This is a genomic window from Exiguobacterium sp. s129 (assembly GCF_018617585.1).
GTDB lineage: Bacteria > Bacillota > Bacilli > Exiguobacteriales > Exiguobacteriaceae > Exiguobacterium > Exiguobacterium aestuarii_A.
Map to the genome: position 1 here is coordinate 20,462 of NZ_JACSKL010000001.1, position 21,378 is coordinate 41,839.

The following is a 21,378-nucleotide window of genomic DNA, read 5'->3' on the forward strand; positions in this document are numbered from 1 at the left end:
TCAACTCATGCCTCCGAAATCCCGTTCGCCAACAGCAACAGAAAAATCCAAATCGAAAGCGGAATCATTAATCCGATTGTCGCAAGAAGCGTATAGATTTTGATCAACCGATCTTTCGTGAACAAGCCCCAGATCAACGTGGCGAATAATAAGACATCAATCGCAAGATATACCCAGATGACCGACATCAACTCAAGGTTCGGAAACACCCGTCCGTTCAGCGTAAAAAATGTGATGACCATCAAGATGAAGAGTCCGAGCGTCGCGTATAGCGGTGCAAATCGCTTGTTCATATGAGTATCGCCTGCTTCCGTTTCACCATCTCCAAGCAACGGCGGACACACGTATCGACATAGCCATCAAACTGGTGCGGCAAGAACATGGTGTACGTCCCCTCTTCTGTCTTCGCCGCGTCCCGCTCGACTTTTTCAATCAATTCATCGAAAGCCGGATTCCCTTTTAATCGTTCGAAATTGAACTCCCCTAGTCGTCTCGACAGGCGAGCATTATAGGCATCAAAATCTGCATAATAGGCAGCCTGATTTGACGGGTCCTGGGTGATGACCTCTTTCAACCAGCCTTTATAAAACCCTTGTAACCAGATCTCGTCCGCGACGAGATGGGCATAGTAACCGAGTCGAAACGAGCGGTCCTCTCCCTCGCTATCACGCCAGTATTGTTCGAAATCGAGACGACGCGACAAATCGTCGTGTCTTCCCGCATAGTAATGTGAATCTCCTTTTTCGGTTGTCGCGTCCGGCGCAAGACTTCCGAGTGTAAATGCAACTTCATCGAGTTCTGATAACCCGTTTTCCATCTCGTTCGCGATGACGAGATGCATCAAATGTGAGCCCATGCCGACACCCCCTTTCCCACATTATTCCATCAGTCATTTCGCTAGACAACCTGAATCATTATTTGGTAGGATGACTTTACTAAACGGTCAGTAAAGTAAAGGTGGGGTGTAAATCGATGAGTAAAAAACAATTGTTGTTGCAGACGGCCGCCCAGATGATTCGAGAGGACGGCATCAGTCAGTTGTCACTCGAACGATTGGCGACGAAAGCAGGGATCACGAAAGCGGGTGTCCTTTATCATTTTGACAGTAAGGCCAACTTATTGCGGCAGATGAACGAGATGGCCATCGAGACGTTCGAATCACGAATCAGCGACCATTTGTCGGATGGTCCGTATCCATTCACTCGTGCCTACGCTCTCGCTACATTGGATGATGTCGACCATGGAGACACAGATCTCATCGCTGTCTTCATCTCCTCACAAGAAGATGCGGCGAGCGAATCGATTTGGAGCAACGTCTCGACCGGTTGGAATGAACGGTTCGCAGCCGACGGTCCCGACCAAGATGCGATTTTAAAACTCCGTCTCCTCTGTGACGGTTTTTGGTTCGCTGTTTTGTATGGATATAGCGAGTCGTTCAAAGATCGTGCGGCGACACTCATCCGAGAGGCGTGTGACGAGTTACTTGAAGGAGGTGGCTGACATGGGATTCATCTATTTAATTGGGGCCATCGCTTCCGAACTATTCGGATCGAGCATGTTGAAAGTGAACGCCACCTCGACGAATCGACTTCCGATTCTCGGGGTCGCCGTCGGCTACGGGACGGCGTTTTATTTGTTATCACTGGCGCTCTTCACCATCCCGCTCAGCTTCGCCTATGCGTTTTGGAGCGGTGTCGGGACGGCGCTCACGGCTGTGATCGGCTTTGTCGTCTTCCACGAAAAAGTGAGTCGTCAAAAAGTTACCGGAATTGCGCTCGTGATCATCGGGCTCGTCTTTATGAAATTGTGAGGTGATTCAAGATGAAAGCTTATTTTTTTCTGTTCTTTTCCATCGCATTCGAGGTACTTGGGACGTCGATGTTGAAGCTATCGGACGGATTCACGAACTTTGTGCCGAGCGTCATTCTTTTAGTTAGTTTCGCCGCCTCATTCACCCTCATGGGCATCGTCTTGAAGACAATCCCGCTCAGTATCGCCTATAGCATCTGGGCCGGACTCGGCACGGTGGCGACGGGTCTAATCGGCGTGTTCGTATATGGAGAAGTCCTCTCCGCATTGAACGGGATTGGTCTGTTATTGATTGTCCTTGGGGTCATCGTGATGAATCAACGAGGGCAGAAAGCCGCAGTTTGAACCATCTTCGTTGTACTTGAGAAGCAGTTGCTCACTAGAAGCAACTTGATTGCCGAACGTCCTCACCTTCCGCTACTCTGAAAAGGAATCTAGGCGTGACGAAAGGGGCAATTTTCACATGAATATTTTACTCGTAGGGGCAAGCGGCACGGTCGGTCAGGCCGTCGCAAAAGAATTGGAGAAAACACATACAATCATCCGAGCTGGGCGTAACGGAGCGGACGTGCAAGTCGACCTCACTTCTGAAGACAGCATCCGTCAGATGTACGAGACAGTCGGTCGCGTCGATGCGGTCATCAGTACGGCGGGTAGCACACATTTCGGACCACTTTCCGAGATGACGCCGGCAGATAATCAGAAGAGTATCGACAGCAAAATTAAAGGGCAGGTCAACCTCGTCCTTCTCGGACTTGATTATGTGAACGATGGTGGCAGTTTCACACTGACGAGCGGAATCTTGATGGATGATCCCATCAAAGAAGGCGCATCGGCTGCACTCGCGAACGGTGCCATCAAAGGCTTTGTCACCGGTGCGGCGATTGAGATGCCACGGGGCATTCGCATCAACAACGTTAGCCCGAACGTTCTCGTCGAAGCGCTCGATGCGTATGGTCCTTATTTCCGTGGTTACGCGGCGGTGCCGGGTGAACGGGTCGCCCTCGCCTATGTGAAGAGCGTCGAAGGCGCGCAGACGGGACAAACGTACGAAGTGTATTAACAGCAAAGCATCTCGTTGAGAGGTGCTTTTTTTCGTACCTTGAACGTTATTTTACCTGCTCATTCATATGAACTCCGCTATACTCAGGACAACTTATGGTTGAATGTTCATGAATCACAAAACACTGCGCAATCTTTTTGACATTCCTCCACCATTCGTCCGCCACCCGTTCCCAAGTCGACTACTTCGCTTCACCGGTCGATTGAAGCGTCCGGAACAATCGTCCATTGAGGCCGTTTTTCGTGTCGGTGGCTTTGGTGTGTTTGATGTGAGTACCCTGGCCTTTTTTGAAAATGGTACCGTCCTTCATCACGTCGATCAATCCGCCCTTTCGATATCTGAAGAATTCGAAGGCGAAGAAGCAGAACAAATTCGTATGAAGTTTGAATCACTCGGAACGAATCGCTGGCCAGCCGTGTTCGAAGAACCCGAAGGCGTCATCACTGTAGATGGTACGCAGTGGAACCTTAGCGTATACGCTAACGGAAAACTCATTCATGAACATAACGGTAGTAACGCCTATCCTGACCAATGGAGACAATTGACGCAGCTATTCTGTATTTCTTGAAGAACGACAAAGGGAGCATCCGCGATGGATGCTCCCTTTTGTTATAATGCTTGAATCATTTCGACCCGATTGCCGAACGGATCCCGGAACTCGAATCGATTGAACCCTGGGATCGGGATGCCTTCGGAGTATACAATCTCGTTTTCTGTGAGGGCCGCCTTCCAATGACCTAAATCCGTCACAGCATACGCGATGTGCGCTTTCGTCTTCTGTCGTTCGACGCCGTCCTCAGTACCGACATGAACGGAACGGTCGCCGACCTGAAGCCAAAATCCACCGCGCCCTTTCAATGACTCCGGCTTCTCGATTTCACGTAGACCGAGAAAATCGCAGTAGAACGACTTCGCCTCTCGTTCCGCTCCAGTTGGAATCGTGAGCTGTACATGATGAATCCCTGTAATCATGCTTCATTTCCCCTTCCGATAGGTCAATCCGATATACTGCATCTTCTCGTTAAACAGGCGTGGATACGCCAAGTAACCGACGAGCGTCGCAGAAATGGAAGCAGTCGTCAAAATCAAGAACAGAATCAAGAGTTGGTACAGCACCGCTTCCATAGGATCGGCCCCACCGATGATGAGACCGCTCATCATTCCCGGTAGCTGGACGAGCCCCATCGTCTTTTGCGCCTCGACGGTCGGGATCATGCTCGTGCGAATCGCATTCTTCAAACTGCGATCGATGGCCACTTTCGGTGTCCCGCCGAGCGAGAGGATAAGTTCAATGACATCGTCACTCCGCTCGACCTCGTCTTTGAACTTGTTCAAGAAGAGAAGTGACAACACCATGCTGTTCCCGATGACCATCCCGCTGATTGGAATGACCTTTTCCGGTTCAAACGGGATGATGCCGAGTCCGAGCATGAGACCCATCGTCAGCGCTTCGATCGTCACGAGCGTCAAGACGATAATCCACATGATGCCCGGAATCCCGTCCCCTTTACGTCGAATGTTCTGCGTTGCCGCGACAATCATGAGTAAAATCATCAACAGCATGAAAATCGGACTGTCGCTCTCAAAGACGAACGTCAAGATATAGCCGATAATCAACAGTTGAATAATAGAGCGGACGGTCGCGATGATAATATCTCGCTCGAGCCCGAGTCGTAGGACGAGCGTCAAGGCAAGCGGGATAACGACGAATATGAGCGCCGTTGCAAGTTCAATGTATGACATCAATCTTCCCCCCTGACGAATTGTTGGATGACAGGATCATCCGATTCATCGATGAACGATGCGTCCCCATACGCAAGTAGTTCCCCGTCTTTCAAGAACCACATGTCATCACTCACCCGTCGCGCCTGATCTAAGTCATGGGTGATCCAGATGACGGTCACGCCATACGATTGTTGCAGTTTCCGGATGAGTCGCTCGATTTCTTTCACTGTCCGATAATCAAGGCTCGCCGTGATTTCATCGAGCAAGAGTACGTCGGGTTTATTGACGAGTGTCCGTGCGATGGCGACCCGACTTCTTTCCCCGCCCGACAATGATTTGACGGGTTGGTCGAGGAGCGCCTCACTCAAATCGACGCGATGAAGCAACTCGGCAGCCCGGTCGCGGTCGAGTGTCTCATCGAAGATGGCTTTTGGGAGATTTAAATTGTCGTACACCGACCCTTGAATCATCGGCGCACTTTGGAACGCCATCCCGATTTTCTTTCGAAGCTCGAGGATATCCATCTCCGCGATGTCCTCCCCTTTGAATAAAATCGTTCCCGTGTCTGGTGAAAGCAATCCGTTGATATGCTTCAGACACGTCGTCTTGCCGGCACCGCTCGGTCCGACGAACGTCGTAATTCGTCCTTCCCGAAACGTCCCGGACACATGATGCAGAATATCTTGATGGCTCACATCTTTGAATTCAATGATTGACATGCTTCTATCGCCTCCTGGTTCTAGTGTACAAAAAAAGAGAGGATGAGGTGGTCAAGAATGCCGTTTGTAATCGGTTATAATCAGATTAAGGGGGTGTCTGTGATGGAAACGATAAATATCCATCTCAATGAAGAAGATGCGAGATTCATCAAGGAATATGTAGAAGCGAAACAGCTGCACCTGTCTATCTTCATTCGCGATGTGATGATTGAACATATTCAAAACGAAAGAGACCTAAATCGATATCACGAAACGATGTATCATCAAAAGGCATCGAAAGCAATCTCATTCGAAGAGATGATGAAAGAATTGGACGAGGAGTAAATGTTTTGCAAATAAAATCTACGCTATACCACCTTTGTTATTGTTGGAGCATCAACCGATAGCACTTCAATCACATCATTTGATGTTAGAAAAACATAATGCTCCATTTCAACTATACTTTCATACCGTTTAAGAGACTCTCGGGTAAACCATTCCAGATAACTAGAATTTTTTACTTTGAATAACGTCCAGTTCCCGTACTCAAGATGTGCATAATGTTTATCTAAATGCTCTAACATTCTGATTCGTGAGCCTTCATCCGAGTTTCGATAAGAAAGTACAAGACAATCAAACAGGAATGAATATTTCTGCCCCTCTGTTTCATCACTTAAGATAATTCGCAAAGAATCACCATCATCAATTAATGACTCTTTATACAGACGTGCTGGAATAGACTCTAACGGAATCCATTTTTCCCATTCATTCATCCAGCTTCCTCCACTCGCCATCCATAACTTGAATTTATTCTCTTCAATCTTTTGAACGAATTCCCAACCCTAAGAGCAAGAGACCAAAAATTAGAACGCCAACAAATGTAGTTACGGTCATATTATGTCACCTTTCGAATCATGTCATCTGTTACAACATTCGAGTTACATTTTGAAAACCCTTGTCTGTAAAATGTTTTAGATTCGTACTTATTTCATCGATAAACATAGTCATCTCTGAACAAAATGACCATGATTCTTTTTGTTATAGGTTAAACCAAAAAGCGCCCGAACGTTTCTATACGAAACAGTCGAGCGCTTTTGTTAGTTATAATTCCGTTCGATGACGAAGCTCGTCTTGTCCCCACGGAAGTACGAGCGTGAATATTCAATCGCTCGTCCCGACTCATCCTCTGTCACGGTTTCGATATGGAAACATGGTGACCCGAGTGGACAGTTGAGGAGCGTACTCACCTTCTCGTCAGCAAGGGCAATCTCCAATGCCTCTGTCGTCTTCGCGACATGGACATCATGGACTTCAGCGAGTGTTCGGAAGAGCGAATGCTCTGCCTGTTCTTTCGTGATCCCCGGTGCAATCTTCCACGGGATGAATGAGACCTCATACTGTGTCGGTTCCCCGTCCGCATGACGAATCCGCTCAATCTTTTGAATCGGCGCATTGTCCTCTGCTTCAAACACTGAAGCGATTTGACCGGATGCCGAGATGACGGAGATGTCGATCAACGCGACTTGACCACGCTTCCCTTGAACGGCGAGCTGAGCCGCATAGTTGTTCGGTGTATACGACAACGTCTGTTGTACTTTCTTTCCGGCGACGAACGTGCCGCGACCTTGTTGACGGACCAAATACCCTTCCGTCGTCAACTGATTGAGGGCGCCACGCACCGTCGTTCGGCTCACATCGAACTCCTCGCAAAGCGCGTACTCGGTCGGAAATTTCTCCCCTTCTTTATAATGCCCACTTTTGATGCGGGACAACAATTCATCCTTGATTGCGGTTTGGAGCGTCGATTGCGACATATCTCCATCTCCTTTACGTTAGGTTGGTTCCTTTATTGTGATACAGCAAGCATACAATTGCAAATACAAAAAACTAATTGTATTATTTGTATTTTTTATATTGCCGAAAGTTGTACTATTTGTTATATTTGTTACGACAAAAAGAAATCGCTTTCAAAAGGAGGAGTTGACACCATGGCAGTCAAGGTCGTCATCATCGGCGGTGGGTCTAGTTACACCCCGGAAATCATCGAAGGATTGATTGATCGGCAAGCATCGTTCCCCGTTCGGGAGATCGTGCTCGTCGATATCGAAGAAGGGAGGGAGAAACTAGAGATTGTCGGTCGTCTCGCAAAACGGATGATTGAGAAGGCAAATGCCAAGATCGCACTCAGTTGGACGCTCGACCGAAAAGCCGCGCTCGTCGGCGCAGATTTTGTTTCGACACAGATTCGGGTCGGCGGACTTAAGGCACGTGCGCTCGATGAACGCATCCCGCTCAAGCATGGCTTCATCGGACAAGAGACGAACGGCGCAGGTGGATTATTCAAAGCGTTCCGCACAATCCCCGTCTTAATCGACTTGGCCAATGAAGTCGCCGAGATTTGTCCGGACGCCTGGCTCGTCAATTTCACCAATCCGGCGGGCATCGTCACCGAGGCCGTACTCAAGCACTCATCTCATAAGAAGGTCATCGGTGTCTGCAACATCCCGTTCAACATGCGAAACTCGGTCGCAGAGATTCTCGAGACGCCGGTCGAACAAGTCGCGATTGAATTTATCGGATTGAACCATTTCGTCTTCGGTCATCACGTCTGGGTCGACGGCGTGGATCGGACGGGTGACGTCCTTGCCTCGCTCAACGCTGGGAACGATTACTCGCCAGCGAACATCGTCGGTCTCGGATGGAGCGAATCGTTCTTATCGTCACTCGGCATGTTACCAAACCCGTACCACCAGTATTATTTCCAGACGAAAGACGTGTTGAAAAAAGACCTCGAGGCGTACGAACAAAACGGCACCCGTGCCGAAGTCGTTCAACAAGTCGAGGCGCAGTTGTTCGAGAAATATAAAGACGTCGACCTCGCCGTCAAACCGGAAGAGCTTGAAAAACGTGGAGGCGCCTACTATTCAGACGCCGCCTGCAATTTGATGGACTCGATTCACAATGACCGTGGCGACATCCAGACGGTCAACACGCTCAACAACGGCACAATTCGGGACTTACCAGACGACGCGGTCATCGAAGTAAACGCCGTCATCACGAAGTCTGGCCCACGTCCGATCTCAATCGGGTCATTACCGCTCCCGATTCGTGGACTCATTACGAACTTAAAAACGTTTGAACAGCTCGCCATTCAGGCGGCTGTATCCGGTTCTTACGAGGACGCCTACCTTGCCTGCCTCATGAACCCGCTCATCCAAGACGAGAAACGGATCGATCCGCTTCTCAAGGAGCTGTTCACAGCGCACGAGGCGTACCTACCCCAATTTAAGAAGGAGGTCTATTCATGAACAAGTTTATTGAAATCGCGGGACGTATCGGGTCCCAAAGGCACTTAGTCGCCATCCGTGACGGGTTCGTCTCCGTCATGCCACTCATCATCGTCGGGTCGCTCGCCGTCCTCATTAACAACTTCCCTGCTGTCAACATCGGCAGTCTCTCGCTCGACTTCGTCGGCTCGATGAACAACATGTTCGGCGAAGGGAATTGGCAAGGACTCGGCGGAAGCATCTGGAACGCTTCGTTCGCCATACTCGGTCTACTGATTGCTTTCTCAATTGGGTATAACTTGGCCCGTTCGTACGGGATTGACGGACTTGCGGCGGGGATTTTGTCGCTCGCCTCATACATCATGCTCGTACCGGTCACTGCCGACTGGGGTCTCAACTTCGCATGGCTCGGTGCCCAAGGGCTCTTCGTTGCCATCATCGTGTCGATTGCCGTCACGGAAATGTTCCGCTATCTCATCAATACGAAACTGACAATCAAGATGCCAGAAGGTGTACCAGGCGGGGTTACACGTTCGTTCCAAGCGCTCATCCCTTCGATGATCATCTTGACGGTCGTCGCAGGTTTCCAGCTTTTCATGACGCTCGTCGTCGAGCTCAGTGTGTTTGAAGTCATCTTCAAAGCGATTCAACAACCGCTCCAAGGTTTCGGAGATTCGCTCCCAGCTGCCCTTGTCATCGCATTCTTGAATCACATCCTTTGGTTCTTCGGGCTTCACGGGACAAACATTATCGGTGCTGTCATCGAACCGGTTTATCTTCCACTCATCGAACAGAACTTGGCAGCTTTCCAAGCAGGAACATCAGCGTTTGATGTCCCATACACGGTCACAAAACCGTTCTTGGATGCATTCGTCTTCATGGGTGGATCCGGTACGACGTTCGCGCTCTTGCTCGCGATCTTCATCGTCGTGCGGAAACAACGGAATCACCCATATCACCAAGTGGCAAAACTCTCGACACCAGCCAGTCTCTTTAACATCAACGAACCGGTCATCTTCGGTCTTCCAATCGTCTTGAACCCGATCATGCTCGTACCGTTCATCTTAGTGCCGGTGACGCTCACGATTATCTCATACGTCGCCCTCTCGACAGGGATGGTTCCGAAGACGGTCGCCATCGTTCCTTGGACGACGCCACCGATCATCAGTGGATATTTGGTCACAGGCGGTAGCGTACGTGGTGTCTTGCTTCAAATCGTCAACTTGTCGATTGCAACAGCGATGTATATTCCATTCGTCATGGCAGGAGCAAGAGCGATGACAGCCGAAATCAACAAAAACAAAGCTGCAACTGAGGAAGGAGAAAAGATTTCGTGAAAACCGAAACGATTCAAGAACTCTCATTTATGATTATTCTGCACGCCGGCAATGCCCGTTCGTCGGCATTCGAAGCCATCGCTGCGGCAAAACGCGGTGAAGCGGACGAGGCGACAGCCAAATTAAAAGAAGCCGATACGGCTTTTCTAGACGCACATAAATTACAGACAGAATTGTTACAAGAAGAAGCACGGGGGACGACGAGCGATATGAGCGTCCTCCTCGTCCACGCCCAAGACCATCTCATGACGGCGATGACGGTGAAAGAACTCGCTGTCGAAATGATTGACATGATCACCCGTTTGAATCGATTGGAGGAAACAACATGAACATCTTACTCGTCTGCTCGGCAGGTATGTCGACATCGATCTTAGTGGAAAAAATGCGGAAAGAAGCTGCGAATCGTGGAATCGACGCGTCGATTGACGCCATCCCCGAGTCTCGTTTGAAAGAACAGACGAACGTCGACGTCATCTTGATTGGACCACAAGTCCGTTACCTTGAAGGGAAAATCAAATCGTCCGTCGACGTACCGGTAGCGGTCATCGACAATATGGCGTACGGGATGATGAAAGGTGACCTCGTCCTTGACCAGGCACTCGGTCTCGTCAATGCCTAAGACGTTCGTCTTGGTCAACGCTGATGATTTCGGATTGACGACAGGTGTGAACGCCGGCACCTTGGAGAGCCATCTGAATGGAATCGTCAATTCGGCGACGATGATCATGAACGGGTATGCCGTCGAGGAAGCGGTCAGACTTGCAAAACAACATCCGTCGCTCCGCGTCGGGGTCCATCTCGTCTTGTCATGGGGCAAACCGCTCGCCGACACGAGTGCGCCCCTTACAAAAGAAGACGGCACGTTCCGCTACACGAGCCGTTTCTTGACCGAGACACCACCTGATCCAGAGCTCGTCTATCTCGAGTGGAAAGCCCAAATCGAGGCGTTTCTTGCGACAGGTCTCCCGCTCGACCATCTCGACAGTCATCACCATGTTCACGGTTGGCCGGTCCTGCATGACGTCATCATTCGTCTCGCTGAAGAATTTGACACGACGTTTCGGGCCTTAACGACGCTCGGGTCGCGCCGGGACTTGTGGGTGACCGAACGGTTCAGTGATCAATTTTACGCGGACGGTGTCTCCCATGCGACGCTCGACGCCATCGAACCTGGAGGGTCCATCGAAGTGATGGTTCATCCGGCCGACATCGACGATCATCTTCCGAGCATCACCTCTTACCTTGTGCCACGCCTCCTCGAAAAACAGGTGTTGGTCGACTATCAGCGCCCCGATTGGTGGGCATGATAAAAGCGGGTTCCCTTGTTGGGGACCCGCTTTTTCATAGGTCAAACGCTCGTTGAATCTGCGTCGCTGTCTCTTCCGGACTTAGATTCGTGTTATCGATACGAAGATAATGCTCGACATCCATTTCCCCTGGACGCGAGTTCAAGCGATACATCGTCGCCGTCTGTTTCAGTTCCGCCTCGGACCAGGCGATGTCACGCTTCGACGGTTTATGGGTGAGGCGGTTCTCCGTCGTATTGCGCGCGAGCCGCTCCTCCATCTCTGCCTCGAGCTCGACATAATAGATGTCCGCCCCATGTGATTCGAACAAATCCGTCACGTTTTTCACGTAATCCCAGTCCTCCTGCATGTCAAACGCCCAGACGAACGTGAAAATCATGCCGGGTAGATCACTCTTGGCGACCGCTTCGAATAGTTCTTGGCGAAAGTGTTGGACAAGTCGTTTCCCTTCTGCCGTGCCGTAATTGAAGAACGGTCCGACAAGGTCGATCGTCATATGGTTATGGAATAATTTGAGCCCGGTCCGGTCGGCGAGTGCCTGTCCGACGGTCATTTTACCGACGGCTTGCGGACCGAATAAGATGATGAACTTCATTGAATCTCCCCCTGCGCTTTTGACGATTTTACCACGAACGTTCAATTGTAGAAGCCTCCTAAAATATTTGTTTACCTCTTTCCAATTGAAGGAATAAGCATAACATCGAACTTTTTAGAAAGAAGGTGCCCCCGTGACTTGTCCCCACTGCGGAAAGAAGACACGATCGAAAACGGTCTGTCCGACGTGTGGCCGCCGCTCACGTCGCACAATTTGGTTACTCGTCACCCCGCTCGCCATTGCACTCATTGCTTTTGCCGTCTTTATTGGAAACGCATATTTCACAGATATGTTGCGTTCGACCGACTCGCTCGCCGATCAGGTCGACTTACCAGTTGGTGAGGATACCGTTTCTGCTGACGAAGCGACGACCGCCGATTTCGATACGTTACAAGACAGTCTCTTTAGCGTCAGTTATGGGACCGGCTTTTTGGTCAGTTCCCAGGACGTCGTCACTGCGGCCTCGAACGTAGCCGGCTTGACGAACATCATCATGTACCATGACGGACAGGCCGTCTCCGGAACAGTCGTCGGTCGTACGAGTTTGATTGCCGTTATTCGCATCGAAGAAACCGACAAAACCCCGTTCTTGCTGACACAAGCCATCGCCGCAGAAGATGAAACACTCATGACGCTGACCATGAAGGAACGCATTAATGGTACGGTCACTTTCGCAGAAAACGGCTACATCCGAAACTTTGAATTGCCACGTCATGCGTATGGCAGTCCGCTCCTTTCAGCATCCGGTCGGGTCGTCGCGATTCATTTACGAGGGATTGCCTTACCGACCGCCTTGTTCGAACGAGATCTCCGCACGTTGATCGACTCAGACGTAGCCGCACCACCGCCGGTCGAACTCGCACCTGTCGAGCCGATCCGACCTGATTTGACAGAAGAACCAGTCGTCATCCCGGAAGCTCCAAGCGTTCCAGAGACAGAGCCTGAACTACCGCCAGCGACTGAACCGGAAGCACCTGCTGAAGAGAACGTCGAGGAAGAGGTGGTAGAAGAAGAGACCGAACCGGCTACGCCTGAGGTGACGCCTGAAGAACCAACCGAACCACCTACAGAGCCAGCAGAACCAGTTGATCCACCGGAAACGGAAGAGCCGATTGAGGATGACCCTCCGGTGACAGAACCAGAAGTTCCTACTGAACCAGAGGAACCCGTCGAGCCTGAGGAGCCAGTTGAACCGGAGGAACCGACCACACTTGAACCAGATGGTGAAGATGACTCCATTGTCGAGGACGATCCGGTCACGGAAGAAGATGTGGTGGAAGAAGAAAACGTTGAAGAAAACGACACAAGCACACCATCGGAATGATGGTGTGCTTGTCATTTGTCTTGCGTGAATCGTCTTTGCAAATTTCCGAGCACGGCCCCGAGTCCGAGGAGCAAGACGGATAATGCCCAAAATGGCAGCGCGTCTTGCAATAACCAGACGACGAGAGCACTGAATCCAATCACGGCTCCGAGCCACAAAAAGTTACGTTGTCCCATAGGATTCACCTCGTCCTCATCATAACGCATCGATGCGATGCGCCGTCGTCTGCGGCGGCAAGGAACGCGTCATCCGCTCATCGTGCTCGACCCTTACATATTGACCGACGAGAAGCGGTGTTTCTTCAGGAAATGGTTCCTCTAAATGAAACACGATGCCGTCGAATGGTTCTGCCTCCCGTGACGGAGCGACACGAATCTTCCTTTCCATCACTTCTGCGATATAACCCGTGAACGTCGCCATGTTCTCCCCTCCTTTTCACGCCTTACTTTCCATTTCCCGTTTTTCAAAAAGATGCTACTCCCACGTTTCGAGAACAAGTATAATAAAGCCACACCTATATTCGTGAGGAGGAGATCACATGACACACACCATCGATTTACACAGCCCAGACTTCCAACGCACGTTTCTTGAGATGATGCTCCTCGCAGAATTAACAGACGCGTATAACACAGAAGCGATTACGGCACTTGCGACACGTGGCGAGACGGCTTTCCCAGAAGATCCATTCTTTCCCGCCATGCGAGCCTACCCGTATATTCGTGAAGGGAACACCGCGAAAGCAAAGGAGTGGCTCGATCGAGCAAGTGAACGAGGTGACCACTTCATCCTTCACATGCTGAACGGGATCGTCAGCGAAGATACGGGCTTCACGTTCGAGGCGGAGCAGCATTTCCTCCGAGGTGTCGAACGCTATCCTGACGTTCCGCTCATGCACCGTGCCATCGCCATTCATTACTTCGAGCGGAAGTTCTACGGAGAGGCCGGCCTTCACGTCATGCATTACGTCCGCCTTGCCGGACTCGGACCGGATACCGTCCCGATGCTTCTCGAGTTTTTCCAAGTATATGACGATATTCCAATCGAGATGGTCGATGAACTGATGAAAACGGCGAGCGGCTATTTGACGGCCAATCCGCATGACTCGCATGCCCATTCTCTATATGCCGCCATCTGCAGTCAACGTTTCGCTTCCCTCTCCGCCGGACTTGAAGACGAGGACCCGCTCACCGAAGAGATGATTTGGATGCTCCTCGAAGTCGAGAACCACGGGATGTGGAGTGCCACATATGACCGCAGTGAAGACCGGACGTTCCGCCACATGTTTGCGGATTATGTGAACAACGTCATTCTCCCGAACACGTCACAGTTTTATGTATTGCGCCTTCGGATGCGTTATTGGACACGCCGCCTGACACACCGCTTCACAGGTGGCTACACTGTCCCGATGTCATGAAAAAATCACGCCACAAAATGGCGTGATTTTTTAGGTTATCCGGCGTACGGTTTAATCGGTCCGCGTAAACTGAACGAATAGTCCTCTGGATCGACAATCCCGACGACTTCATCCCCTTCGAGAAGGTCATACAAGAACTCAGCCATTTCGCGTGCCGTATGATATTTCGCCACGTTCTCACTATAGTCGAATCCTTCCGTATCGCGTGCCCGGTCGGCAAAGCTCGTCTCGGTCGCAGCCGGTGCGAGCACTTTCGCCCGAAGCTTCGCGCCACTATTCATCAATTCTTGTGCGAGCCCTTCCGTATAAGCACTCACGTAAAACTTCGTCGCACAATACGTGACCGAGTTTGGCACGATGCGATAGCCACCGACAGACGACACGTTCAAGAGCTGTGCTCCCTCAACATCGTGGTAGTCGCGGACGTATAGACTCGACAAGACCGTGAGCGCCTCAATATTCAGGCGAATCATATTCTCAATCTTGCCTAAATCGACATCTTTGATGAGGTCTGCGTCTCCGAAGCCGGCATTGTTGATCCACGTCTCGATATCAAGGTCGGCGAGTGATTCATATAGACCATATACGTTCTCACTGTATGAGAGGTCCGTCGATTTGATGATGACGTCACTTTCTGACGAGATCGATTTGATTTCGTCTCGCAGCGATTCGAGCTCATCTTTTCGTCTCGCGACGAGGACGAGTGACTTTCCTTTTTCAGCGAGCAGCTTCGCTGTCTCATAGCCAATTCCTGAACTTGCTCCTGTAATGACGGTATATTTCATGTGATCCACTCCCTTTTTTTCGTTTACCCTGTTCTCATTTCCCTACTTTCTGCTTCATGAATCGTCTCGATGTGAATGAAAAAAATCCTGACTCCGAAGAGACAGGACTTCCCTCACATCATGTCGTGAACCTTCCGATCAATGTCTGTAAGTCGCTCGTCATATTTCCGAGTGACTCCGCGACCCCGTTCAGTTCTTGAATCATCGCAAGCTGTGCGTCAGAAGTTTCTCCGACCGAACGCATCGTTCCGGCCATCGCTTCACTGTCTTGTGACATGTGTAGAGAGGATGTCGCGACTTGCTTCGTCGTCTTCGCAATCTCGTTTGACGCGATGCGGATGTGCGACGTGTTATCGACCGACGTCTCGAGTTGACGGACAATCTGTTCGAACGCACGTGTCGCTTGTTCAAGTAACTTTGAATTCGTCTCGACACGCTTCGCACTGACGACGTGTTGATCAAGGACGGCATTCGATTGCGCCTGAATCGACTCAATCAGCCCAGCGATTTGTGTCGCCGATTGTTTCGACTGCTCCGCGAGTTTACGCACTTCTTCTGCGACGACCGCGAATCCTTTTCCTTGTTCGCCGGCACGTGCCGCTTCGATGGCCGCGTTCAGCGCCAACAAGTTCGTCTGGTCGGTGATCGATTGGATAACTTCTGTGATGAGGGCAATTTCATCCGACTGTTGTTTCAAGGTCGAAATCGATTCCCCGGTGAGACGCGTCTCTCGCTCAAGCGCACGCACCTCGTCTTTCGCCTGCGTCATCGTCGCTCCACCTTCTTCAGCGAGTTTCAAACTTTGTGACACATCATCATCAATCGAACCGATTGAACCGGCGATTTGACCGATGCCTTCGTCCGCAGCTGCCACGGACCGCGCTGAATCACTCGCTTCTTTCGCCTGGGCGACCGTTTCTTCCACGACCCGGTCGATGAGGCGAGTCGTCTCTTCCGTCTGTGACGCCATCTCTTCTGTGCTCGCATACAGCTCTTCAGATTGTGCTGTGATTTCTTGTGCGTTTTGTGTGACACGGTCAATCAATTCGCGCAAGTTTCCTTTCATTCGGTTGAAGCCGGTCATCAACTGTCCGATTTCATCTTGTGTGAGTGCCTCGAGGTCTGCACGTGTCAGATCACCTTCTGCGACCACAGCCACTTCTTTCGCTAAAAAGCGTAGCGGAGCCGTCACCATTCGACTGATGGCGTATCCTGCCCCAACCATCAACACAACACTCACAATGGCGATGACAATTGAATACAAGAAAGCACGCTCACCCGCCTGTTGGAGTTTGGTTTGCATCGCCAACATGTCTTTCTCCGTTTCGGCTTGAAGTGCCTCCCCTGTCGATGAGATCGACTTCGTGACGTCCGGCATGAGACGGAGCGTCAAGCGGTCGATTGCCTCTTGGTCATTCTCATCGATGGCGGTGATTGCTTGTGTCGCGAGCGTATCATAGCCCGTCGCATATTCCAGCAATGCTTCAAACTCGTTCCGTTCAGCTTCATTGTCTGCGAGTTCAATCAATGATTCGATGGCCGTTTTCTTTTCTTCTCCACCTTGGATAATTTGTTGTTTGCGTTCATCATCCTGAACTAAGACATAACCACGGACTCCATATGCTTGACGTACCATTCCGAGCGCCAAATCGTCTGCCGCTTTCATTTTCATGACATCGTTTGAGATCATCTGCTCATACTGACTCGTCATGCGTTCAAGCGTCCAAAGGTTGTATCCCATCCCGACGAACGTCAAGATGAGGAGCAATCCGATGCTCGCCATAATTTTTTTGGACAACGTCCATTTGTTGAATACTGTTTTCACGACTTACGAGGAGTCTCCTCCTCTTCCACCTCTTTTTCTCTTTTTGTTTATGTACTGCCTTTTCTATATCGGACATCACACCCTAATTTGTACCAACAATTTGAAATTCACAAATGCATTGACCTATCTTTCGAAAAGACAGCAAAAAAAGAACCAGACGTATGCCTGGTTCCGAGAACGACTTATAGTTTGAATTGAGCGACACGATTCGATAGTTCGCTCGCTCGTTTTTCCGTTTCACTCATCTTCGCCTGGACGTCATTGAAGCGTTCGACCGAAAGTTGAACTTTCTCTGAAATCGACTGCGTTCCGTCCGCGCCTTCTGTCACGGTCGTCGCCACTTCTTGAATGACACCGAGAATGTTATCCGTCATATGTCGGAGTTGAAGCGCATTGCCTTCAAACGTTTTTGCCGTCTCTCCGAACACCGTTGCGTCCTGTTCATATTGCGTCGCGGCCTCTTCAAGACGATCGTAGTCGGCCATGACTTTCGTATTCAAGAACGTCAACATGTCAGCCGAACTCGTGTTGAGGCGCTCGACCGAATCGATGACCGTGTTCGATACGTCACGAATCTCGTTCACCGTCTGACGTGAGTTTTCTGCAAGTTTACGGATTTCAGAAGCGACGACCGCAAACCCACGACCCGCTTCACCCGCTCGTGCCGCTTCAATCGATGCGTTCAATGCGAGCAAGTTCGTCTGATCGGCGATGGCGAGAATGGCCGTCGTCAAGACGCGAATCTCTTCGACAGACTGTGCTCCCTTGATTGCTTCCGCGAGTTCAACTTGTTTCTTCTCGATAATCGTCACGGCCTCCGTCTTCGAGACGACAGCCTGTTCACGCATTTCGTGCGCGCGTGTCTCGACACGTGTCGCCGTTTCAGCACTATCGTTGGATAAGTCGACTATGGAATCAATCGAGCTTCCCATCTCGGTCGTCGAAGCACTCATCTCTTGCGAAGATGCTGCCGTTTCTTCCATCCCAGCCGTCAATTCTTCGACCGTTCCAGATGTTTCTTCCATATAGTGACTGAGTCGCGTCACTTCAGCAGATACGTCTTTTGAAGAGGACAGGACGATTTTCGCCGTTTCATCGACATCAATCATAATTTCGCGGAGTGTTGCGAGGAACGTGTTGAACGATTGACTCACTTGGGCAATCTCATCGTTCGACGTCACCGGGATTGTCATCGTCAAATCGCCGCCCTGCGTCGCAAGCTCATCGAAGCGAGTCTGCAGTGTCTGCATCGGTCGGATAATCGAGCGTAACAAACTGAGTCCGAGGAATAATAGAATGACTACGGCTCCGACCGTCACGGCGACGAGCGCCATGAGCGACTGCATGAATTCACGTTCCATGTCCTGTCCGACACGCTGTGATCCTTCTGAGTTGTATGCGACCAGATCACTTAGTTTTTGTGTGAAGTTGTCATATGTCGACTGCGACTGAGCATCGTAGTATGAACGTGCCATGCCCGTGTTTCCAGTCGTACTGAACGTCAACATGTTGTCTGAGACACGCTGATACATCTCCCATTGACGTGAGAAGTTATGGAAGAGTTCTTTGTCCTCTTCATTCACGGCTCTTTCTTCATACTTCGGCGCAATCGTATTGATTTCATCCCGAATCTCTTTCATTTGCGTCATCAATTCTTCTTTTTGCGTTGCATCCTCTGTCACGATGTGATCAAGTTCGAGCGTGCGATAGTTTGCTGCGAGCGTGTTCAGTTCATGGGCGTAGTCGAGCCCTTTGTTCCAGTTGTTGACGATATCGTCCGCTTGACGGTTCGCGTCGTTCATCGAAAATAGTGCATACCCACCGACGCCAATGACCATCACGAGTGAGATGATGACGAGTCCCCACAATTTTTGACGAATCGTCAAGTTCTTGCCGACGTTCGCCCCGAAAGATGTCGTGCGTTCACGCTTCTCTCCACGTTTTCGTTTGAGCGTCGGTTTCCACGTCCATGTCGGTTTTCGTTTGATCCGACTGAGTGTCTTAGACCAGATTGATTTCCATGCCATCTATGTATTCCCCTCTCAATCATGCAGTGTTTCCTATACTATCGACAATTTTCTGAAAATAGTGAAGGGGATTGACCAAACTTAAAAAAGGCGACCCCAATTGCAAGAGTCGCCAGCCAACAGATTATTTTGCACTCAATACTGTCTGCGTGCCTTCAATCATTTTGATTTCCGTCCATTCCATCACGTTTTTCGCAAGTGGATCGTTGGCGACCATGAAGTCCGCCAATGCTTCGATTTTTTGTGAGTCGACGGGTTGCTTCACATTGTTGAGACGGAAACGAACGACCTTATGGAATGCGTCTAAAAATGAGATTTCAAGTTTTGTGTCAGTCATGAGTTATGTCCTCCTTAGGGTATGGGTTAGACTAAATCGTATTCGCGGATGATGCCGAGGTCTGCGTCTTCTTGAATCACTAAATCAATCAAGAGACGACCGAACGCGTTGACCGTATCGGCCGTGAGGTCGGCACGAACTGGACCGAACCGTTGTGCTTTTTTCGTCGGTTTTGCCGTTTCAATGTCGTGGTGTGTCGTCAAGACGAGTGTCGCTTTCTTTTCCGTTAAGACAGCCATAGGGGGATGGCTCCTTTCAATGGGGGATTAGGTTTCTGATAAGGTCGAATCATCCATGCGCTCGAGGAGCTGGATCATCCGATCGAGCTTCGTCTCGATTCGATGAAGCAAATAGAGCGAAACGACGATCGGGAACCCGAGATTCGAGATGAGTTCGGGCCAACTCATGTGACCACCTGCTCATCATGCCAAATGTCGGTGCCGGTACGAGTGAGGTTTTGCATAAGTCCTCCGTGTTAATACACGATCGATTCTTTAGCGACGACGTAATTGACGGATTCGACATCGATGAGTGCCGTCAGTAAATCTCCGAACTGCCGCATCAACGTCTCATCCATTTGACCGCCGAGCGGTCCGAAGCGAACGAGCTGCTTCTTCTCTTTCCCATCTACAAGTCGACGAGCGTCCAAATAAAACATCGTCGCCACTTCTTCGTAAGTTGCCATCTGTCTCACCTCCTTCGCCCTTATTAACCGCTTACAAGAAAAATGTGCTCAAACTATTTTCAAGGTGTCTTCAAGACGAAAGTCCCATATTTTCTGAATTTTTATTCATTTTTCAATTTTTTACTGCGCCACTTGAGTTTTGATACCAATTAGGGTATCTTAATGTTCGACAGACATCGTTCAAAATTACGCCAAAAGTCCCATGAATCATTCCCCCACTTTGAAAAAACTGTAAGTTAAAATCTTGAAAATGGGGTACGATACGTAAGAAGACATTTTGAAATGACCAGTCAGTCTTGAAGAAGGAGATCCATCATATGAACAGCTTAGACCTCGCACGTACTACTTCTATTCCTTCCGCTCAACACGACTTCGACCAGGCCGACCTGACGTTTTCAGCGACCGAATGGGATACATACCGACCGGAACAAGGAAAACCAATCTCGTATAAAGAGCAACATTTGATCGTCTATCCGCTCAAAGAATTGAGCCGTGCCTTTAGTGTGGCCGGCATTCCACGCAGCCAACAACAGTTGATTAAATGGGAGACAGATGGCGTATTGCCAGCTACCCCGTTCACGTTCGGCCGGAAGCGATTCTATACGGAAAATCAGATTCGTACCATTGTCGACATCGCATTAGAATGCGGATTGCGTCCACGGACACATGTCAAAAAGACAAACTTCTCGGAATTGGCGCATCATGAATTGACGTACATATTACAACTCGAACTGAACGCCTATGAAGCGCCTGTCGTCTGAGCAGGCAAAAGCCATCCGCCATGATGCTCATGACGAATGGCTTTATTTGTTACCAATTTTGAATGATCGGATCTGGTACGTCCTCGCGGGAGACTTCGTCATACGACGTGACGGTGTCCCCGTCCCTAACGTATAATCGCAAATACGCACCTTCTCGAAGTTCTTTTCCTGCGGTAAACGTGACTTCTTTCGACTCCCCTTCTAGTGTATACGCGGGTTGCGTGTACACGTACCGTTTCATCACATCCCCATTTTCAAGTGTCGTCTCCTCCACGTCACTCGGTGTTTGGACTTCCACAAACAAGGTGTCTTTTCCAAATCGATTCCAATCCACTTGCAATAAACCCGCGAGGAGTAGGATGGCAAGTACTCCCATTCCAATCCATTTCTTCATCTTTC

General features: G+C 50.0%; 32 protein-coding genes. 14 read left to right on the top strand and 18 right to left on the bottom strand.

The genetic code is table 11. The annotated features are described in order from the left end of the window. Positions 1 to 5: 5 nt before the first annotated feature. Both KNO92_RS00075 and KNO92_RS00080 read right to left on the bottom strand, forming a co-directional pair. A complete protein-coding gene (locus KNO92_RS00075) occupies positions 6 to 293 on the bottom strand; it encodes a hypothetical protein (RefSeq protein WP_214759603.1) in 288 nt (95 codons plus the stop codon). Next, the gene (locus tag KNO92_RS00080; protein ID WP_214759604.1) at positions 290 to 856 is read right to left on the bottom strand and encodes a zinc dependent phospholipase C family protein; all 567 of its coding nucleotides are present in this window, start codon (positions 854 to 856) and stop codon (positions 290 to 292) included. The genes KNO92_RS00075 and KNO92_RS00080 overlap by 4 nt, the downstream gene beginning before the upstream one ends. Before the next feature lie 116 nt (positions 857 to 972). Between KNO92_RS00080 and KNO92_RS00085 the strand changes: the two genes are divergently transcribed. The 5 genes from KNO92_RS00085 to KNO92_RS00105 all read left to right on the top strand — a co-directional run bounded on the left by KNO92_RS00085 (position 973) and on the right by KNO92_RS00105 (position 3,440). Then, positions 973 to 1,500, top strand: a complete 528-nt coding sequence (locus KNO92_RS00085; RefSeq protein ID WP_214759605.1) for a TetR/AcrR family transcriptional regulator — start codon at positions 973 to 975, stop codon at positions 1,498 to 1,500. 1 nt (position 1,501) lies between these two features. Then, entirely contained in the window at positions 1,502 to 1,810 is a 309-nt protein-coding gene (locus KNO92_RS00090; protein ID WP_214759608.1) for a DMT family transporter, read from the top strand. Between the two features lie 11 nt (positions 1,811 to 1,821). Then, the gene (locus KNO92_RS00095) at positions 1,822 to 2,154 is read left to right on the top strand and encodes a DMT family transporter (protein ID WP_214759609.1); all 333 of its coding nucleotides are present in this window, start codon (positions 1,822 to 1,824) and stop codon (positions 2,152 to 2,154) included. A gap of 118 nt (positions 2,155 to 2,272) precedes the next feature. Next, positions 2,273 to 2,872 (top strand): short chain dehydrogenase, encoded by a 600-nt coding sequence (locus tag KNO92_RS00100; protein ID WP_214759610.1) that lies wholly within the window; start codon positions 2,273 to 2,275, stop codon positions 2,870 to 2,872. Positions 2,873 to 2,981: 109 nt separating this feature from the next. Then, entirely contained in the window at positions 2,982 to 3,440 is a 459-nt protein-coding gene (locus tag KNO92_RS00105) for a hypothetical protein (protein WP_214759611.1), read from the top strand. A gap of 41 nt (positions 3,441 to 3,481) precedes the next feature. On the opposite strand, the gene KNO92_RS00110 is transcribed toward KNO92_RS00105, so the two are convergent. From KNO92_RS00110 to KNO92_RS00120, 3 genes are read right to left on the bottom strand one after another with little or no spacing between them, the layout of a single operon-like run. Further along, a complete protein-coding gene (locus KNO92_RS00110) occupies positions 3,482 to 3,844 on the bottom strand; it encodes a VOC family protein (protein WP_214759612.1) in 363 nt (120 codons plus the stop codon). A 3-nt stretch (positions 3,845 to 3,847) separates the two neighbouring features. Continuing rightward, complete coding sequence (locus KNO92_RS00115) at positions 3,848 to 4,615, bottom strand: ABC transporter permease (protein ID WP_074035973.1); 768 nt, start codon at positions 4,613 to 4,615, stop codon at positions 3,848 to 3,850. Further along, on the bottom strand, positions 4,615 to 5,316 hold the full coding sequence (locus KNO92_RS00120; RefSeq protein ID WP_214759613.1) for an ABC transporter ATP-binding protein: 702 nt from the start codon (positions 5,314 to 5,316) through the stop codon (positions 4,615 to 4,617). Before KNO92_RS00120 ends, KNO92_RS00115 begins: the two co-directional genes overlap by 1 nt. Positions 5,317 to 5,418: 102 nt before the next feature. Between KNO92_RS00120 and relB the strand changes: the two genes are divergently transcribed. After that, the gene (relB, locus tag KNO92_RS00125; protein WP_214759615.1) at positions 5,419 to 5,640 is read left to right on the top strand and encodes a type II toxin-antitoxin system RelB family antitoxin; all 222 of its coding nucleotides are present in this window, start codon (positions 5,419 to 5,421) and stop codon (positions 5,638 to 5,640) included. Positions 5,641 to 5,663: 23 nt separating this feature from the next. On the opposite strand, the gene KNO92_RS00130 is transcribed toward relB, so the two are convergent. Together KNO92_RS00130 and KNO92_RS00135 are read right to left on the bottom strand one after the other, a co-directional pair. Next, positions 5,664 to 6,068: a hypothetical protein gene (locus tag KNO92_RS00130; RefSeq protein ID WP_214759617.1), complete on the bottom strand. Its 405-nt coding sequence runs from the start codon at positions 6,066 to 6,068 to the stop codon at positions 5,664 to 5,666. 324 nt (positions 6,069 to 6,392) lie between these two features. After that, entirely contained in the window at positions 6,393 to 7,109 is a 717-nt protein-coding gene (locus tag KNO92_RS00135; protein WP_214694104.1) for a GntR family transcriptional regulator, read from the bottom strand. 174 nt (positions 7,110 to 7,283) lie between these two features. Here KNO92_RS00135 and KNO92_RS00140 point away from each other — a divergent pair, with 174 nt between their 5' ends. From KNO92_RS00140 to KNO92_RS00160, 5 genes are read left to right on the top strand one after another with little or no spacing between them, the layout of a single operon-like run. Then, complete coding sequence (locus tag KNO92_RS00140; RefSeq protein ID WP_214759619.1) at positions 7,284 to 8,603, top strand: 6-phospho-beta-glucosidase; 1,320 nt, start codon at positions 7,284 to 7,286, stop codon at positions 8,601 to 8,603. Then, positions 8,600 to 9,919 carry a PTS sugar transporter subunit IIC gene (locus KNO92_RS00145; protein WP_214759621.1) on the top strand — a complete coding sequence of 440 codons (1,320 nt, stop codon included), beginning with the start codon at positions 8,600 to 8,602 and terminating at the stop codon, positions 9,917 to 9,919. The genes KNO92_RS00140 and KNO92_RS00145 overlap by 4 nt, the downstream gene beginning before the upstream one ends. A 29-nt stretch (positions 9,920 to 9,948) precedes the next feature. Then, positions 9,949 to 10,248 carry a PTS sugar transporter subunit IIA gene (locus KNO92_RS00150; protein ID WP_214695105.1) on the top strand — a complete coding sequence of 100 codons (300 nt, stop codon included), beginning with the start codon at positions 9,949 to 9,951 and terminating at the stop codon, positions 10,246 to 10,248. After that, a complete protein-coding gene (locus KNO92_RS00155) occupies positions 10,245 to 10,538 on the top strand; it encodes a PTS sugar transporter subunit IIB (protein ID WP_214694114.1) in 294 nt (97 codons plus the stop codon). Before KNO92_RS00150 ends, KNO92_RS00155 begins: the two co-directional genes overlap by 4 nt. After that, entirely contained in the window at positions 10,507 to 11,226 is a 720-nt protein-coding gene (locus tag KNO92_RS00160; RefSeq protein WP_251127035.1) for a carbohydrate deacetylase, read from the top strand. Before KNO92_RS00155 ends, KNO92_RS00160 begins: the two co-directional genes overlap by 32 nt. Before the next feature lie 34 nt (positions 11,227 to 11,260). Here the strand turns inward: KNO92_RS00160 and KNO92_RS00165 are convergent, their stop codons facing one another. Beyond that, a complete protein-coding gene (locus KNO92_RS00165; protein WP_214694116.1) occupies positions 11,261 to 11,821 on the bottom strand; it encodes an AAA family ATPase in 561 nt (186 codons plus the stop codon). Positions 11,822 to 11,954: 133 nt separating this feature from the next. Between KNO92_RS00165 and KNO92_RS00170 the strand changes: the two genes are divergently transcribed. After that, positions 11,955 to 13,145: a S1 family serine peptidase gene (locus KNO92_RS00170; protein ID WP_214759623.1), complete on the top strand. Its 1,191-nt coding sequence runs from the start codon at positions 11,955 to 11,957 to the stop codon at positions 13,143 to 13,145. Between the two features lie 11 nt (positions 13,146 to 13,156). On the opposite strand, the gene KNO92_RS00175 is transcribed toward KNO92_RS00170, so the two are convergent. Together KNO92_RS00175 and KNO92_RS00180 are read right to left on the bottom strand one after the other, a co-directional pair. Next, positions 13,157 to 13,321 carry a hypothetical protein gene (locus KNO92_RS00175; protein ID WP_214759625.1) on the bottom strand — a complete coding sequence of 55 codons (165 nt, stop codon included), beginning with the start codon at positions 13,319 to 13,321 and terminating at the stop codon, positions 13,157 to 13,159. Between the two features lie 19 nt (positions 13,322 to 13,340). Continuing rightward, positions 13,341 to 13,565: a YobA family protein gene (locus KNO92_RS00180; protein WP_214759626.1), complete on the bottom strand. Its 225-nt coding sequence runs from the start codon at positions 13,563 to 13,565 to the stop codon at positions 13,341 to 13,343. Positions 13,566 to 13,683: 118 nt separating this feature from the next. On the opposite strand from KNO92_RS00180, the gene KNO92_RS00185 reads away from it, so the two are divergent. Then, positions 13,684 to 14,559 (top strand): tetratricopeptide repeat protein, encoded by an 876-nt coding sequence (locus KNO92_RS00185; RefSeq protein ID WP_214759628.1) that lies wholly within the window; start codon positions 13,684 to 13,686, stop codon positions 14,557 to 14,559. Between the two features lie 35 nt (positions 14,560 to 14,594). Here the strand turns inward: KNO92_RS00185 and KNO92_RS00190 are convergent, their stop codons facing one another. The 7 genes from KNO92_RS00190 to KNO92_RS00220 form a co-directional block, all read right to left on the bottom strand. Then, positions 14,595 to 15,344 carry an SDR family NAD(P)-dependent oxidoreductase gene (locus KNO92_RS00190; RefSeq protein ID WP_074036282.1) on the bottom strand — a complete coding sequence of 250 codons (750 nt, stop codon included), beginning with the start codon at positions 15,342 to 15,344 and terminating at the stop codon, positions 14,595 to 14,597. A gap of 118 nt (positions 15,345 to 15,462) precedes the next feature. Continuing rightward, a complete protein-coding gene (locus KNO92_RS00195) occupies positions 15,463 to 17,169 on the bottom strand; it encodes a methyl-accepting chemotaxis protein (protein ID WP_353047377.1) in 1,707 nt (568 codons plus the stop codon). Between the two features lie 182 nt (positions 17,170 to 17,351). Beyond that, entirely contained in the window at positions 17,352 to 19,196 is a 1,845-nt protein-coding gene (locus tag KNO92_RS00200; protein WP_214759631.1) for a methyl-accepting chemotaxis protein, read from the bottom strand. A 124-nt stretch (positions 19,197 to 19,320) separates the two neighbouring features. Next, on the bottom strand, positions 19,321 to 19,533 hold the full coding sequence (locus KNO92_RS00205) for a DUF2922 family protein (protein ID WP_074036279.1): 213 nt from the start codon (positions 19,531 to 19,533) through the stop codon (positions 19,321 to 19,323). Between the two features lie 26 nt (positions 19,534 to 19,559). After that, positions 19,560 to 19,772 carry a hypothetical protein gene (locus KNO92_RS00210; protein ID WP_074036277.1) on the bottom strand — a complete coding sequence of 71 codons (213 nt, stop codon included), beginning with the start codon at positions 19,770 to 19,772 and terminating at the stop codon, positions 19,560 to 19,562. A gap of 27 nt (positions 19,773 to 19,799) precedes the next feature. Then, the gene (locus tag KNO92_RS00215) at positions 19,800 to 19,940 is read right to left on the bottom strand and encodes a YvrJ family protein (RefSeq protein WP_214694127.1); all 141 of its coding nucleotides are present in this window, start codon (positions 19,938 to 19,940) and stop codon (positions 19,800 to 19,802) included. A 68-nt stretch (positions 19,941 to 20,008) separates the two neighbouring features. Further along, positions 20,009 to 20,218, bottom strand: coding sequence for a hypothetical protein (locus tag KNO92_RS00220; RefSeq protein WP_214694129.1), 210 nt, complete (start codon positions 20,216 to 20,218; stop codon positions 20,009 to 20,011). Between the two features lie 317 nt (positions 20,219 to 20,535). Between KNO92_RS00220 and KNO92_RS00225 the strand changes: the two genes are divergently transcribed. Beyond that, positions 20,536 to 20,979, top strand: a complete 444-nt coding sequence (locus KNO92_RS00225) for a MerR family transcriptional regulator (RefSeq protein WP_214694131.1) — start codon at positions 20,536 to 20,538, stop codon at positions 20,977 to 20,979. 49 nt (positions 20,980 to 21,028) lie between these two features. Here KNO92_RS00225 and KNO92_RS00230 read toward each other — a convergent pair whose 3' ends face one another. After that, on the bottom strand, positions 21,029 to 21,373 hold the full coding sequence (locus KNO92_RS00230; protein ID WP_214694132.1) for a YxeA family protein: 345 nt from the start codon (positions 21,371 to 21,373) through the stop codon (positions 21,029 to 21,031). Between the last annotated feature and the right edge of the window lie 5 nt (positions 21,374 to 21,378).

Excerpts from the sequence above, each read along its gene's own strand:
- KNO92_RS00075 (WP_214759603.1), bottom strand. The coding sequence starts at position 293 with ATGAACAAGCGATTTGCACCGCTATACGCGACGCTCGGACTCTTCATC.
- KNO92_RS00080 (WP_214759604.1), bottom strand. The coding sequence starts at position 856 with ATGGGCTCACATTTGATGCATCTCGTCATCGCGAACGAGATGGAAAAC.
- KNO92_RS00085 (WP_214759605.1), top strand. The coding sequence starts at position 973 with ATGAGTAAAAAACAATTGTTGTTGCAGACGGCCGCCCAGATGATTCGA.
- KNO92_RS00090 (WP_214759608.1), top strand. The coding sequence starts at position 1,502 with ATGGGATTCATCTATTTAATTGGGGCCATCGCTTCCGAACTATTCGGA.
- KNO92_RS00095 (WP_214759609.1), top strand. The coding sequence starts at position 1,822 with ATGAAAGCTTATTTTTTTCTGTTCTTTTCCATCGCATTCGAGGTACTT.
- KNO92_RS00100 (WP_214759610.1), top strand. The coding sequence starts at position 2,273 with ATGAATATTTTACTCGTAGGGGCAAGCGGCACGGTCGGTCAGGCCGTC.
- KNO92_RS00105 (WP_214759611.1), top strand. The coding sequence starts at position 2,982 with ATGAATCACAAAACACTGCGCAATCTTTTTGACATTCCTCCACCATTC.
- KNO92_RS00110 (WP_214759612.1), bottom strand. The coding sequence starts at position 3,844 with ATGATTACAGGGATTCATCATGTACAGCTCACGATTCCAACTGGAGCG.
- KNO92_RS00115 (WP_074035973.1), bottom strand. The coding sequence starts at position 4,615 with ATGTCATACATTGAACTTGCAACGGCGCTCATATTCGTCGTTATCCCG.
- KNO92_RS00120 (WP_214759613.1), bottom strand. The coding sequence starts at position 5,316 with ATGTCAATCATTGAATTCAAAGATGTGAGCCATCAAGATATTCTGCAT.
- relB (WP_214759615.1), top strand. The coding sequence starts at position 5,419 with ATGGAAACGATAAATATCCATCTCAATGAAGAAGATGCGAGATTCATC.
- KNO92_RS00130 (WP_214759617.1), bottom strand. The coding sequence starts at position 6,068 with ATGAATGAATGGGAAAAATGGATTCCGTTAGAGTCTATTCCAGCACGT.
- KNO92_RS00135 (WP_214694104.1), bottom strand. The coding sequence starts at position 7,109 with ATGTCGCAATCGACGCTCCAAACCGCAATCAAGGATGAATTGTTGTCC.
- KNO92_RS00140 (WP_214759619.1), top strand. The coding sequence starts at position 7,284 with ATGGCAGTCAAGGTCGTCATCATCGGCGGTGGGTCTAGTTACACCCCG.
- KNO92_RS00145 (WP_214759621.1), top strand. The coding sequence starts at position 8,600 with ATGAACAAGTTTATTGAAATCGCGGGACGTATCGGGTCCCAAAGGCAC.
- KNO92_RS00150 (WP_214695105.1), top strand. The coding sequence starts at position 9,949 with ATGATTATTCTGCACGCCGGCAATGCCCGTTCGTCGGCATTCGAAGCC.
- KNO92_RS00155 (WP_214694114.1), top strand. The coding sequence starts at position 10,245 with ATGAACATCTTACTCGTCTGCTCGGCAGGTATGTCGACATCGATCTTA.
- KNO92_RS00165 (WP_214694116.1), bottom strand. The coding sequence starts at position 11,821 with ATGAAGTTCATCATCTTATTCGGTCCGCAAGCCGTCGGTAAAATGACC.
- KNO92_RS00175 (WP_214759625.1), bottom strand. The coding sequence starts at position 13,321 with ATGGGACAACGTAACTTTTTGTGGCTCGGAGCCGTGATTGGATTCAGT.
- KNO92_RS00180 (WP_214759626.1), bottom strand. The coding sequence starts at position 13,565 with ATGGCGACGTTCACGGGTTATATCGCAGAAGTGATGGAAAGGAAGATT.
- KNO92_RS00185 (WP_214759628.1), top strand. The coding sequence starts at position 13,684 with ATGACACACACCATCGATTTACACAGCCCAGACTTCCAACGCACGTTT.
- KNO92_RS00190 (WP_074036282.1), bottom strand. The coding sequence starts at position 15,344 with ATGAAATATACCGTCATTACAGGAGCAAGTTCAGGAATTGGCTATGAG.
- KNO92_RS00200 (WP_214759631.1), bottom strand. The coding sequence starts at position 19,196 with ATGGCATGGAAATCAATCTGGTCTAAGACACTCAGTCGGATCAAACGA.
- KNO92_RS00205 (WP_074036279.1), bottom strand. The coding sequence starts at position 19,533 with ATGACTGACACAAAACTTGAAATCTCATTTTTAGACGCATTCCATAAG.
- KNO92_RS00210 (WP_074036277.1), bottom strand. The coding sequence starts at position 19,772 with ATGGCTGTCTTAACGGAAAAGAAAGCGACACTCGTCTTGACGACACAC.
- KNO92_RS00215 (WP_214694127.1), bottom strand. The coding sequence starts at position 19,940 with ATGAGTTGGCCCGAACTCATCTCGAATCTCGGGTTCCCGATCGTCGTT.
- KNO92_RS00220 (WP_214694129.1), bottom strand. The coding sequence starts at position 20,218 with ATGGCAACTTACGAAGAAGTGGCGACGATGTTTTATTTGGACGCTCGT.
- KNO92_RS00225 (WP_214694131.1), top strand. The coding sequence starts at position 20,536 with ATGAACAGCTTAGACCTCGCACGTACTACTTCTATTCCTTCCGCTCAA.
- KNO92_RS00230 (WP_214694132.1), bottom strand. The coding sequence starts at position 21,373 with ATGAAGAAATGGATTGGAATGGGAGTACTTGCCATCCTACTCCTCGCG.